Here is a 12,054-nt window from a genome sequence, read left to right on the forward strand (position 1 = left end):
GCCAGCCCGCCACGCTGAGGATCACCCCGCCCAGCACGCCGGCCGCCACCCAGGGCCAGCGCGCCGTCCCGGTCCGTCCGCCCTCGCCGCCCGGCGCCGCGTCAGGCTTGGCGAACACCTCGGCCGCCGCCTTGCGCAGGATGTTGCGCGTCACCTGCGGCTGGTTCTCCACATACGCCCCCAGCAACGCCCGGTCGCACAGCAGATTGATACGGCGCGGCACGCCCTTGGCCAGGCTGTGCACCAGCCCCATCAACCGGCGCGGAAACGGCGCGATCGCCGCCGCACCCGCCACCGCCAGCCGGTGCTCGATGTACGCCCCGGTCTCCGCCTCGCTCAGCGAGCCCAGGTGATAGCGCGCGATCACCCGCTGCGCCAGCTGCTCGAGCTCCGGCCGCGCCACCATCGTCCGCAGCTCCGGCTGGCCGATCAGGATGATCTGCAGCAGCTTGCGCTCGCTGGTCTCCAGGTTGGTCAGCAGGCGCAGCTGCTCCAGCACCTCGGCCGACAGGTTCTGCGCCTCGTCGATGACCAGCACGTTGTTGCGGCCCTGCGCATGGCTGTCCAGCAGGTAGGCGTTGATCGCATCCACATAGCCCTTGACGCTGATCCGCCCCTGCGGCGCCAGCGCGATGCCGAACTCGTCGCAGATCGACAGCAGCAGTTCCTCCACCGACAGCTTGGGATTGAAGATATAGGCCAGCTTGCAATTGTCCGGGATCTGCTCCATGAAGCAGCGGCACACGGTGGTCTTGCCGGCGCCGATCTCCCCGGTCAGCAGCACGAAGCCGCCGCCGCTGCCCACGCCGTACAACAGGTGCGCCAGCGCCTCGCGATGGCGTTCGCTCATGAACAGGTAGCGGGGATCGGGCGCGATGGAAAACGGCGACTGTTTCAGATTGAAAAAATGCGTGTACATGAAGACCCTGGCGATGCGCTACTTCAAGCGCTGGCGCACCGGCGGCGGCTGCACCGGCGGCAAGGGCTTGAACTTGGCGCAGTAAATCTTGGATTTGGTGTCGAAGTAGACGATGCGGCTGGCCGGCTTGGCCTCGCGCACCGGATACGCCGAACTGTCGATTCTCGCATAATGCAGGCCGACCTGGGCAATGATGGCGCGCTCCAGCGCCTCCGGCGTGGCCTCGGCCACGGCGCCGACAAAGATATAGGTGCTGGTGTCGTCGCTGACCATGACCTCGGAAATCGGCGTACCCCACAGGCTGGCGCCGTCGGTCTTGAACCAGTAGGCGCCGCCGTCGTGCTTGTACGCCGGGCCGAACGCCTTCAGCAGATAGTCGTAGAAATACAGGTTGTCGGTCTGGTCGCGGCACAGCAGGCCGTTGCCGATGATGGTGCCGAAGGTGGTCGGCACCGACTGCGCGCCGGCCGCGCAGCAGGCGGCCGCCAGCCCGGCGGCCAGGGCGCCGCGCAGCATACCCGGAAAGGACGGCATTATAGTTTCGACAGCCAGGAGCGGTTGGCGCTGATGCGCGCCTTGGCCGTGGCCGGAAGGGCTTCGTAACAGCCAGGATATTGTTTCAAGGCGCTTTCCCGAATTTCCTTCTGCAAGCCGTTAATCAAAAAAATATACAGCACCGAGCCATCCTCTGTATTTTTGGTTCCCATATATCTGATCATGTGTACTCCCTTGATCCGCACAGGTATTCCCCGGCAATACATGCTGGCGTCCATTATGACATTTAACGGCGGCGGCGGGCCGAAGTTGAATCACGGTTCACCACCGATATTTTGCAGCTGATCCCCCCGGAACGCGCGTCCGTCCCATTCCGCGCGCCGCCGGGCGGCAATTGTCTTATCGTTCAATCCTCGCCACTTCCCATCATCGAGAACAATATGAAGCAGACGATCAAACACACCGCGCTGGTTTCCGCCCTGTTGCTGGCAGCGCTGGCCGGCAGCGCCGCCCTGGCCGACACCCCCAAGGACGACAGCACCGGCACCGAAACGCGCACCGTCGCGGCCTTCAGCAAGCTCGCCATCAGCGGCCCGTTCCGCGTGATCGTCACGGCGCAGCCGGGCAACACCATCGAACTGTCCGGCCTGCGCCGCCAGTTCGCCGACATCGAAACCTCGGTCAGCGGCGACACCCTCACCGTGCGCCAGCCGCGCACGAAAAGCAAGGGCTGGACCTTCAATTTCAGCTGGGGCAAGGACAACCGGCCGCCGATGACCATCCGCATCAGCGCGGCCGGCCTGAAGAGCCTACGCAACTCCGGCAGCGGTGACGTTGATCTGCAACAATTCCAGGGGCAACAGCTGACGCTGGCCTCGGAAGGTCCCGGCGACGTGCACGCCAGCGGCAGCGTGCGCGAGTTGACCGTCGAGGCCTCCGGCAGCGGCGACCTCGACCTGCGCACGCTCAAGGCGGCCAGCCTGAACCTGACCATGAGCGGCCCCGGCGACGTCAGCGCCGGCGGCATGACGCAGGACGTCAACCTGTCGGTCACCGGCTCGGGCGACCTCGACCTCGACGACCTGCACGCCAACAAGATCAACACCTCGATGCACGGGCCGGGTTCGGTGTCGCTGCACGGCGCGGCCAAGGAAATCCGCGTCGAGATCGCCGGCTCGGGCGACCTGGAGGCGTGCGCGCTCAACATCGAGGCGGCCAGCGCCATCCTGCACGGTCCCGGCGAAGCCTGCCTGTCCGGCGCAATCAAGAAATTCGACGCCGAGGTGCACGGCTCGGGCGACCTGACCGTGCGCGGCCTGACGGCGCCGAGCGCGCGCGCCCTGCTCAGCGGTCCGGGCAATATGAAGCTGTCGGGCAGCGTGGGCGTGCTCAGCGCGGAAGTAAGCGGCTCGGGGGATCTGGAAGGGCAGGCGCTGCAGGTGGCGCGCGCGGTCACGCGCAGCCGCGGGCCGGGCAACATCTTCCTGAACAAGGTCAGCGACGCGCTTGACGCCGAGCTCAGTGGCTCAGGCGACCTCAGCGCCACCACCGCCTGCAAGAACGTCAAGCTCAACATGCACGGCCCGGGCGAAGTCAAGCTCGAAGGCAAAACCGACACGCTGGTCGCGCAGCTAAGCGGCTCGGGCAGCCTGCACGGACGGCAACTGTGGACCAGCCAGGCCGACGTGCACGTCAGCGGCCCCGGCAACGCCACCGTCAACGTCGCCGACAAAACCGTCACCTACGACCGCAAAAGCACCAAATAAAATTGGGGTCAAGTCTGACATTCGGACACGAGCTCTGCTGTAAGCGCGTACTTACAGCAGAGCTCGTGTCCGAATGTCAGACTTGACCCCAAAGTTGCTTGCCCCAAAGGTGTTTAATCGAAGCAGAGGCGCTTCTTGGTGGCGGCGATCAGCTTGGCGTCGTACGGATGCAGGTTTTCGATGAACAGCAGCTCCGTCTCGTCCGGCTCTTCCAGACACATCGCCAGCATCATCGGACCATCCTCCATCCGGCCCAGGAAGTGCTTGGGCCAGCGATTCTTGCGGTTCGCCTTCAGTACTTCCATCCCCAGCTTGGCCAGCGGCGCCTTCACGCCGGCAGCCAACGCTTCCTTCTGCCAGTCGTCCCAGTAATCGTTCATCATCTTGCCTTCAAAAGTGCACTAAAGCCATAGTGTACTCCCTCGGCCCTCTTCCCTACCAAAACCAGACCAAAGTGGCATGCAAATGCGACACCGGACCAGTTGCCGCAAAAACCAGCAATAACCAATTAAAACAACCACTTACAAATACATTCCAAGTCGACAACGCAAGTCCACTTCAATATTTTTTAATACCAGTTAAATACCTGTTGACAAGCTGGTTTGCCTGCCCATATAGTGCCCTCAACACGGGGCATCCCGGCACAGCATTCTCGGATAATCATGATCGACTTTTTAATCGGCGTTGACGGCGGCGGCACCGGCACCAGGGTGCGCCTGGCGCGCATCGACGGCATGGAACTGGCCGAAGGCGTCAGCGGCCCGTCCGGCCTGATCCACGGCATCGCCAACGCCTGGGCCTCGGTCGAGGACGCGGCCGGCATGGCCTTCCGCGCCGCCGGCATCGACTTCCCCGCCAGGGACACCATCGCCATCGGCCTCGGCCTGGCCGGCGTGCACAACCGCGCCTGGGCCGCCGAGTTCGTCGCGGCCAATCCCGGCTACGCCCGCGTGGCGCTGGAGACCGACGGCCACACCACCGTGCTCGGCGCCCACCGCGGCCAGCCCGGCGCCATCATCGCGCTCGGCACCGGCAGCGTCGGCGAGATCAAACGCGCCGACGGCGTCCACGTCGAGGTGGGCGGCTGGGGCTTCCCGGCCGGCGACGAGGCCAGCGGCGCCTGGATCGGCCTGCGCGCCGTCAACCACGTGCAGCAGGTGCTGGACGGCCGCGTGCCGGCCAACGCCTTCAGCGCCGACCTGGCGCAAGCCTGCGGCGGCGGGCGCGACGCGCTGCAGAACTGGCTGGCCAAGGCCAACCAGACCAGCTACGCGCAACTGGCGCGCATCGTGCTGCAGCACGGCGAGTCGAACGACACCGCGCGCGCCATCCTGCAGGAGGCCGGGCGCCAGGTGGAATTGATGGGCAACGCGCTCGACGCCGGCGGCAAGCTGCCGATCGCGCTGTGCGGCGGACTGGCGGCGCCGTTGCGTCCCTACCTGCCGGTGTCGATGTTGAAGCGGATCGTCACGCCGCAGGGCGATTCCGCCGCTGGCGCGCTGCGGCTGATCCAACAACGCCTGAAGGAGTAAGCCCGTGCTAGCCCAGTTGAGCGATTTCCAGCCCGATGCCGACAGCGACACCCCGCTCTACATGCAGCTGGCGAACAAGCTGTCCGACGGGATCGCCGCTGGCGACTGGCGCGCCAACGAGGCCCTGCCGTCCGAGCGCGTGCTGTCGGACATGCTCAGCATCTCGCGCGTGACCGCGCGCAAGGCGATCGACATGCTGTGCGAGCGCGGCATGCTGACCCGCAAGCGCGGCTCCGGCACCTACATCACGCCCAAGCTGGAGCAGCCCTTGTCGCGCCTGACCAGCTTTTCCGAGGAGCTGCGCGAGCGCGGCTTCACGGCCGGTTCGCGCTGGCTGCAGCGCGACATCGGCATCGCCTCGCCGGTGGAGCTGCTCTCGCTCGGCCTGTCGCCCAACATGCCGGTGGCGCGCCTGAAGCGCCTGCGCACCGCGGACGACGTGGTGATGGCGATCGAGACCACCACCATCCCGGCCCAGTACATGCCCAATCCGCACAGCGTCACCGATTCGCTGTACGGCTATTTGGAAGCCAACGGCACCATCCCGATGCGCGCGCTGCAGCACATCCGCGCCGTCAACGCCAGCGCCGAACAGGCGCGCCTGGCCAATATCCCCGCGGGTGCCGCCATGCTGCACATCACCCGCGTCAGTTATCTCGACAACGGCGCGGCGGTGGAACTGACCCACTCGTATTGCCGCAGTGATTATTATGAATTCGTAGCGGAGTCGCGCAGATGAGCAGTGCAATCCAAGGCAATATCCTGACGTCGGCGGGCTGGGTCCGCGGCGAGATCACCTTCAGCGAGCGCATCGCCGCCATCCACGGCAGCAGCACCGACCCGTCGAAAAACGAAGACGCCTATATCCTGCCTGGCTTTATCGACCTGCACGTGCACGGCGGCGGCGGCAAGGACGTGATGGAAGGCGGCGACGCGGTCCACACCATCGCCGCCATCCACGCGAAGCACGGCACCACCAGCATGCTGGCCACCACGATGACGGCGCCCCCGGAAGACATCGACCTGGCGCTGCAAGGCATCGGCAAGGCCGCCGCCCAACGCGGCAAGGGCGAGGCGCGCGTGCTGGGCGTGCACCTGGAAGGACCGTTCATCAACTCCGGCAAGCTGGGGGCGCAGCCGCCGTACGCGCGCACCGCCAAGCTGGCCGACGTCGAGCGCCTGGAAGCGATCGCGCCGATCAAACTGATCACCGTGGCGCCGGAAATCGGCGGCCACCTGGAACTGGTGCGCGAGCTGTCCGACGCTGGCATGCGCGTGCAGATCGGCCACACCCTCGGCAGCTACGAGGACGGCGTGGCCGCGCTGGAGCACGGCGCGCACGGCTTCACCCACCTGTTCAACGCCATGACCGGCCTGCACCACCGCGAGCCCGGCATGGTCGGCGCCGCGCTGGCCCATGCGCAGTACGCCGAATTCATTCCCGACCTGCTGCACGTGCACCCCGGCGCCATCCGCACCGCGCTGCGCTGCATCCCGCAGCTGTACTGCGTGACCGATTCGACCGCCGCCACCGGCATGCCGGACGGCGAGTACATGCTGGGCCGCCACACCGTCATGAAGTGCATGGGCGGCGTGCGCCTGCCCGACGGCACGCTGGCCGGCAGCACCCTCACCATGGACCAGGCGCTGCGCAACCTGGTCGGACTCGGCCTCGATCTGGCGGATGCCTCGGCACGGGTCTCAACGTATGCGGCCGATTACCTCGGCCTGCAAGAGCGGGGCCGCCTGGCCCCCGGCGCCTACGCCGACTTCGTGGTGCTCGACCGTGACCTGAATCTCAAAGCCGTCTATATCGAAGGAGAATTGTTGTGACCTCAATGATGTTGAAAGAAGCCCTGTCCGCCGCTGATTGCGTAGCCCTGCAGCTGGCCAGCGATGGAGACCGTTACGCGGAGCTGGGCCGCAAATTGAGGAGCACGTCCTTCTCGACCGCGCTGACCATCGCGCGCGGCAGCTCGGACCACGCCTGCGCCTACGCGGCCTACCTGATCATGGCGCGCCTGGGCCGCGTGGTGGCCTCGCTGCCGATGTCGCTGGTCACGCTGAACAAGTCGCCGCTGATCACCCGCGACACGCTGGCGATCTCGATCTCGCAGTCTGGCCAGAGCCCGGACGTGGTCGAGCCGATCAAGTACTTCCGCGACGGCGGCGCCACCACCATCGCGCTGGTCAACGACATCGACTCGCCGCTGGCGCACTCCGCCGAATGGGCGATCCCGCTGCGCGCCGGCAAAGAGCAGAGCGTGGCCGCGACCAAGAGCTTCATCACCAGCATGGTGGCCGGCGCGCGCCTGGTGGCCGCGTGGCAGAACGATCCGGAGCTGCTGGCCGGCCTGGAGGCGTTGCCCGACTCGCTGCGCGCGGCGACCAGGGAGGACTGGACCTCGGCCATCGAAGTGCTGGCGCCGGCCCGCAACATCATGGTGGTGGGTCGCGGCATCAGCTTCCCGGTGGCCTTGGAGGCATCGCTGAAATTCAAGGAGACTTCGGCGCTGCAGGCGGAAGCCTTCAGCGGCGCGGAGATCAAGCACGGCCCGATGGCGCTGATCGAGGAAGGCTACCCGCTGGTGATCTTCGCCACCCGTGGCCCGACGCAGGCGAGCCTGCTGCAGCTGGCCTCCGAAATGCGTGGCCGTGGCGCGCGCGTGCTGCTGGCCGCACCGGCCGACGTGGCCGAGCGAGACCTGACGTTGCCGGTTGCCGCCACGCCGGACCTGGACCCGATCGTGGCGATCCAGGCCTTCTACGTGATAGCGGCCCAGCTGTCGGCTGCGCGTGGCATGGACCCGGACGCGCCGCGCCACCTGAGCAAAGTCACCAAGACCAACTAAGAGCAATGCCGCACGCAAAACCGTCATCCTCGCGCACGCGGGGATCCATACTGAAGCGGCGTGCCCGCTCGGCATGGATCCCCGCCTGCGCGGGGATGACGGCGGCGCTGGCGATGTCCGCCGCCCTCGCGGCGGCGCCCGAGAAAATCGAATTCTGGACCTTCAGCATGAAGCCCAAGTTCACTCCCTACTTTGAGACGCTGGTGAAAAACTACGAAGCCGGCAATCCGGGAGTGAAAGTGGAATGGGTCGACTTCCCGTGGGACGTGATCCAGACCAAGCTGGTGACGCGCATCGTCGCCGGCACCCCGCCCGCGCTGGTCAACCTGAACGTGCCATGGGCCGACGAATTCGCCCGCGACGGCCTGCTCGCGCCGGTCGACGCCCTGCTCGGTGACGCCCGCCCGCGCTACCTTCCCAGCACGCTGGAAGACCTGCGCTTCGGCGGCAAGACCTACGGCTTCCCGATGTACAGCAACGTCGCCGTCATCGCCTACAACACGCAGATTTTCAAAGCCGCAGGCATCCCGCACGCGCCGCGCGACCTGGACGAACAGCTGCTGTTCGCGCGCCGGATCGCCGCCCGCACCGGCAAGGCCGGCCTGTGTCCCGCGCTGTCCAAGATCGACGGCCTGATGATGCAGCAAGGCCTGCCCGTGATCCGCGACGGCAAGGCGGTGTTCAATTCGCCCGCCCACATCGCGCTGATCGCCAAACTGGCCGAGACCTACAAGGCCGGCGGCCTGCTGAAGGATGCGCTGTTCGCCGAGGATAACTTCCCCGCCGCGATCGACGCCTACAAGGGCGGCCGCCTCGGCATGCTGCTGGCGCCACCGACGGCGGTCAAGCGCATCGAGAGCGACGCAAAAGACATCTACGCCATCACCGACGTCGCTCCCGCGCCGCTGGGCCCCACCGGCATCGCCGACGGCGGATGGTTGATCCACTTCGCCGTGCCGAAGAACGTCGACGCGAAACTGCTGCCGGCGGTCGGCAAGTTCGCCCGCTACCTGACCAACGACGCCAACCAGCTGGCCTTCGCCAAGCAGGCCAGCGTGTACCCGGCGATGGCGCAGGCGGCCAACGATCCGTTCTTCACCACCGTGCCGCCGGGCGCCGGCGCGGCCGAGAAGGCCGTATCGGCGGGCGCCGTGTCGATGCCGCATTCGCACACGCTGTACGTGGCCGGCATCACCGACTACGATGAACTGCGCCGCTACTTGGTGAAGGCCGTCGAAGCCGGCGTCACCGGCAAGCAGGACGTGAAGCAGGCATTGGACCAGGCGGTGGCGATCTGGAACAAGAAACTCGCCGCGCAGCGGAGCCACTAGGATGGGCCGCGTGAACCTCACCGCCTGGCTGTTCCTCGCCCCCGCGCTGGCGCTGCTGGCGGTGTTCTCGTTCTGGCCGGTGGCCTTCGGCTCCTTCCTGGCCTTCACCGACTACAGCCTGATACGCGAAACGCACTGGGTAGGCCTGGACAACTTCCGCTACATCTTCGACAACGAGATGTTCGTCACCGGCCTGAAAAACTCGCTGGTGTTCCTGCTGATGGTACCCTTCGTGCAGATCGGCGCCCTGGGCCTGGCGGTGTTGGTCAACAACCAGCTGCCCGGCATCCGCTACTTCCGCGCCGCCTTCTACGTGCCGGTGGTGACCACGGTCTCGGTGGTCGGCATCATGTGGGGCTTCATGTTCCACGAACAGGGCGCGCTCAATTACGTGCTGATGACGATGCGGCTGGTCGGCGCGCCGGTCGGCTGGCTTTCCAACGACAGCCTGGCGCTGTTCGCCATCATGTTCGTCACGCTGTGGCGCGGCCTTGGCTGGTACATGGTGATGTACCTGGCCGCGCTGCAGGCCGTCCCCGCCGACATGCAGGAAGCGGCCATCCTCGACGGCGCCAACCGCTGGCAGCGTTTCTGGCAAATCACCGTGCCGATGCTGCGCCCCACCATCATGGTCTGCTCCATCCTGTCGGTGCTGGCCGCGCTCAAGGCCTACCAGGAAGTGGACGTGCTGACCCAGGGCGGCCCGATGAACTCCACCTTCACCGGCTTGTACTACGCCTACGACCAGGGCCTCAAACACCTCAAGCTGCCGCGCGCGCTGGCGGCCAGCTTCGTCATGTCCGTCTTCTGCATCGGCATCGCCCTGCTCTGCCTGCGCTACATAAAACCCAAGCACCGATGAAGACCGCCGCCCACTACCTGCTGCTCTGCGCGATCGCGGTCGTCTGCGTGTTCCCGTTCTGGTGGACGCTGGTCACGGCCATCTCCACCGAGGGCAACATCTTCGCCTTCCCGCCGACCTTCTGGCCGAAGCAGCCGTCGTTCGAGAACTTCATCGAGGTGTTCAAGGCGATCCCGATCTGGTCCTTCTTCCGCAACTCGGTGCTCATCGCCGCCTGCACCGTGTTCTGGAAGCTGGCCCTGTGCTCCGCCGCAGCCTACCCGCTGGCGCGCATGCGCTTCAGGGGCCGCAAGCTGGTGTTCGGCCTGATCCTCGCCACGCTGGTGCTGCCGTCGGAAGTGAACTTCCTGGTCAACTTCATCACCGTGACGAAACTGAGCCTGGTCGACACCTACACCGGCGTGATCCTGCCCAACGTGGTGACGGCGGTCGCCATCCTGCTGCTCAAGCAGGCCTTCGAGGAAGTGCCGCAGGACCTGATCGACGCCGCCCGCGTCGACGGCGCCTCCGAGTGGACCATCTTCAGCAAGATCATGCTGCCGCTGATCGCACCGTGGCTGGCCACCGTCGGCATCCTGACGGCGGTCGAGGCCTGGAACGAATACATCTGGCCATCCATCGTGATGAGCAAGCCGGATGAATTCCCGCTGTCGGTCGGCGTGCTGTATTTGCGCGGCACCTTCGGCAGCAGCACGCGCGTGATCGCCGCCGGCACCATATTGACCATCCTGCCCACGCTGGCAGCCTTCCTATTTACCCAACGATTCTTCATGCGTGGCATGGACGGAGCTGTGAAATGACCCCAACCCAAAACGACCTCAGAAAACTCGCCGGACAATTGATCATGATCCGCTTTCCCGGCACCGTGCTCGATGCCGCCACCGCGGACTTCATCCAGGCCAACGGCATCCGCGCCGTCTGCCTGTTCCGCGGGAACATGACCGACTCCGAGCAGCTGGCCAAGCTGACCGCCGACCTGCGCGCCGTGATGGGCCCCGAATCGCTGATCGCCATCGACCAGGAAGGCGGCGCCGTGGTGCGCTCGACCTGGGTGCCGGCGCCGCCGGCCGCGATGGGCCTGGGCGCGGCCGACGACACCGACCTGGCCCGCCGCACCGGCGCCGCCGTCGCGCGCGCGGTCAAGGCGCTGGGCTTCAACTGGAACTTCGCGCCGGTGCTGGACCTGAACAACAACCCGGACAACCCGGTGATCGCCGAGCGCTCCTTCGGCGCCGATCCGCAGCGCGCCACCGAGCTGGCGATGGCCTGGATGGCCGGCAGCCACGCGGAAGGCGTGGCCTGCTGCGTCAAGCACTTCCCCGGCCACGGCGACACCAACGTCGATTCGCACCGCGCCCTGCCGACCGTGAACAAGCCGCTGGAGGAACTGGCGCAGTTCGAGTTCGCGCCGTTCCGCATGGCCGCCGGCCAGGCGCCGGCCATGATGACCGCGCACATCGTCTACCCGACGCTGGACGCCGACAACCCGGCCTCGCTGTCGCGCCGCATCCTGCACGACCTGCTGCGCGACGAATGGCATTACAAGGGCATCGTCATCACCGACGGCATGGACATGCACGCCATCGCCGGCCGCTACGGCGTGGGCAACGCCGCCGTGCGCGCGCTGGCCGCCGGCGCCGACATGGTGATGGCGCTCGGCACCACCGAAACGCAGAACGAAACGCTGGACGCCATCGCCGCCGCCATCGCCTCGGGCGAGGTGCCGATGGCGGAAATCGAGCAGCGCCTGGCGCGCCTGTCCGCGCTGGCGCTGGCCTATCCGTGCAAGCCGCGCTCCTACAAGGAAGACTCGGCCGACCGCGAGCTGATGGCCGAGGGCTGGCGCCGCAGCCTGACCGCCTACCGCGCGCCGGTCCGCCCTGCCCCCGGCGCGAAGGTGCGCCTGGTGGTGCGCCAGGACGTGGTGAGCGACGGCGTGTCCGAGGCCGGCGTGCCGGCCGAGGGCGTGGCGGCCTCGCTGCGCCGGCTGTACGACGTCGAGCTGCTGACCTTTGCCGACGCCGACACCTTCGACTGGAACGCGCTGCCGCAGGATGGCCGCTTCACGATCCTGGCCTCGACCTCGCGCCTGCGCTACGGCGAGCACGCGGGCGCGACGTGGAAGCCGGACCTGCACCTGGCGCTGTGGAATCCGTACCAGGCGCTGGACATCCAGTCGCCGTCGCTGATGACCTACGGCTTCGCCCAGCCGGCGCTGGACGCGGTCAACGGCTGGCTGTGCGGCGAGCTGGAAGCGACCGGCAACGCACCGGTGCCCGGCTTCGCATAACAAATCA

General features: G+C 66.7%; 13 protein-coding genes. 9 read left to right on the forward strand and 4 right to left on the reverse strand.

Translation table 11 applies throughout. The annotated features are described in order from the left end of the window. The 3 genes from GTP90_RS15725 to GTP90_RS15735 form a co-directional block, all read right to left on the reverse strand. The coding region (locus GTP90_RS15725) for an ExeA family protein (protein WP_161084440.1) at window positions 1–919 on the reverse strand (919 nt) is incomplete at its 3' end. An 18-nt stretch (window positions 920–937) separates the two neighbouring features. Next, window positions 938–1,453, reverse strand: coding sequence for a hypothetical protein (locus tag GTP90_RS15730; RefSeq protein ID WP_161084441.1), 516 nt, complete (start codon window positions 1,451–1,453; stop codon window positions 938–940). Continuing rightward, window positions 1,453–1,638, reverse strand: a complete 186-nt coding sequence (locus GTP90_RS15735; protein ID WP_117015534.1) for a hypothetical protein — start codon at window positions 1,636–1,638, stop codon at window positions 1,453–1,455. Before GTP90_RS15735 ends, GTP90_RS15730 begins: the two co-directional genes overlap by 1 nt. Window positions 1,639–1,854: 216 nt before the next feature. Between GTP90_RS15735 and GTP90_RS15740 the strand changes: the two genes are divergently transcribed. After that, a complete protein-coding gene (locus tag GTP90_RS15740) occupies window positions 1,855–3,180 on the forward strand; it encodes a GIN domain-containing protein (RefSeq protein WP_161084442.1) in 1,326 nt (441 codons plus the stop codon). A gap of 113 nt (window positions 3,181–3,293) precedes the next feature. Here GTP90_RS15740 and GTP90_RS15745 read toward each other — a convergent pair whose 3' ends face one another. Next, on the reverse strand, window positions 3,294–3,563 hold the full coding sequence (locus GTP90_RS15745; RefSeq protein WP_161084443.1) for a hypothetical protein: 270 nt from the start codon (window positions 3,561–3,563) through the stop codon (window positions 3,294–3,296). Window positions 3,564–3,842: 279 nt separating this feature from the next. On the opposite strand from GTP90_RS15745, the gene GTP90_RS15750 reads away from it, so the two are divergent. From GTP90_RS15750 to nagZ, 8 genes are all read left to right on the forward strand, one after another. Then, entirely contained in the window at window positions 3,843–4,712 is an 870-nt protein-coding gene (locus tag GTP90_RS15750; RefSeq protein WP_161084444.1) for a glucosamine kinase nucleotide-binding domain-containing protein, read from the forward strand. 4 nt (window positions 4,713–4,716) lie between these two features. Next, window positions 4,717–5,451: a GntR family transcriptional regulator gene (locus GTP90_RS15755; protein ID WP_161084445.1), complete on the forward strand. Its 735-nt coding sequence runs from the start codon at window positions 4,717–4,719 to the stop codon at window positions 5,449–5,451. After that, window positions 5,448–6,545, forward strand: coding sequence for an N-acetylglucosamine-6-phosphate deacetylase (nagA, locus tag GTP90_RS15760; RefSeq protein WP_161084446.1), 1,098 nt, complete (start codon window positions 5,448–5,450; stop codon window positions 6,543–6,545). Before GTP90_RS15755 ends, nagA begins: the two co-directional genes overlap by 4 nt. Before the next feature lie 5 nt (window positions 6,546–6,550). Next, entirely contained in the window at window positions 6,551–7,564 is a 1,014-nt protein-coding gene (locus GTP90_RS15765) for an SIS domain-containing protein (protein ID WP_161084501.1), read from the forward strand. A 113-nt stretch (window positions 7,565–7,677) separates the two neighbouring features. After that, window positions 7,678–8,895 carry an ABC transporter substrate-binding protein gene (locus GTP90_RS15770; RefSeq protein ID WP_254451881.1) on the forward strand — a complete coding sequence of 406 codons (1,218 nt, stop codon included), beginning with the start codon at window positions 7,678–7,680 and terminating at the stop codon, window positions 8,893–8,895. A 1-nt stretch (window position 8,896) separates the two neighbouring features. Beyond that, window positions 8,897–9,757 (forward strand): carbohydrate ABC transporter permease, encoded by an 861-nt coding sequence (locus GTP90_RS15775; RefSeq protein ID WP_161084448.1) that lies wholly within the window; start codon window positions 8,897–8,899, stop codon window positions 9,755–9,757. Next, a complete protein-coding gene (locus tag GTP90_RS15780; RefSeq protein WP_161084449.1) occupies window positions 9,754–10,557 on the forward strand; it encodes a carbohydrate ABC transporter permease in 804 nt (267 codons plus the stop codon). Before GTP90_RS15775 ends, GTP90_RS15780 begins: the two co-directional genes overlap by 4 nt. Beyond that, complete coding sequence (gene nagZ, locus GTP90_RS15785) at window positions 10,554–12,047, forward strand: beta-N-acetylhexosaminidase (RefSeq protein ID WP_161084450.1); 1,494 nt, start codon at window positions 10,554–10,556, stop codon at window positions 12,045–12,047. The genes GTP90_RS15780 and nagZ overlap by 4 nt, the downstream gene beginning before the upstream one ends. Window positions 12,048–12,054: the final 7 nt, after the last annotated feature.

This window comes from Duganella vulcania, from assembly GCF_009857655.1.
In the GTDB taxonomy this organism is placed as follows: domain Bacteria; phylum Pseudomonadota; class Gammaproteobacteria; order Burkholderiales; family Burkholderiaceae_D; genus Rugamonas; species Rugamonas vulcania.

What these genes read in the sequence shown, in the direction of transcription:
- GTP90_RS15780 (WP_161084449.1), top strand. Translation starts at nt 9,754, where the DNA reads ATGAAGACCGCCGCCCACTACCTGCTGCTCTGCGCGATCGCGGTCGTC.
- GTP90_RS15730 (WP_161084441.1), bottom strand. Translation starts at nt 1,453, where the DNA reads ATGCCGTCCTTTCCGGGTATGCTGCGCGGCGCCCTGGCCGCCGGGCTG.
- GTP90_RS15770 (WP_254451881.1), top strand. Translation starts at nt 7,678, where the DNA reads ATGTCCGCCGCCCTCGCGGCGGCGCCCGAGAAAATCGAATTCTGGACC.
- GTP90_RS15750 (WP_161084444.1), top strand. Translation starts at nt 3,843, where the DNA reads ATGATCGACTTTTTAATCGGCGTTGACGGCGGCGGCACCGGCACCAGG.
- GTP90_RS15775 (WP_161084448.1), top strand. Translation starts at nt 8,897, where the DNA reads ATGGGCCGCGTGAACCTCACCGCCTGGCTGTTCCTCGCCCCCGCGCTG.
- GTP90_RS15745 (WP_161084443.1), bottom strand. Translation starts at nt 3,563, where the DNA reads ATGATGAACGATTACTGGGACGACTGGCAGAAGGAAGCGTTGGCTGCC.
- nagZ (WP_161084450.1), top strand. Translation starts at nt 10,554, where the DNA reads ATGACCCCAACCCAAAACGACCTCAGAAAACTCGCCGGACAATTGATC.
- nagA (WP_161084446.1), top strand. Translation starts at nt 5,448, where the DNA reads ATGAGCAGTGCAATCCAAGGCAATATCCTGACGTCGGCGGGCTGGGTC.
- GTP90_RS15740 (WP_161084442.1), top strand. Translation starts at nt 1,855, where the DNA reads ATGAAGCAGACGATCAAACACACCGCGCTGGTTTCCGCCCTGTTGCTG.
- GTP90_RS15765 (WP_161084501.1), top strand. Translation starts at nt 6,551, where the DNA reads ATGATGTTGAAAGAAGCCCTGTCCGCCGCTGATTGCGTAGCCCTGCAG.
- GTP90_RS15735 (WP_117015534.1), bottom strand. Translation starts at nt 1,638, where the DNA reads ATGATCAGATATATGGGAACCAAAAATACAGAGGATGGCTCGGTGCTG.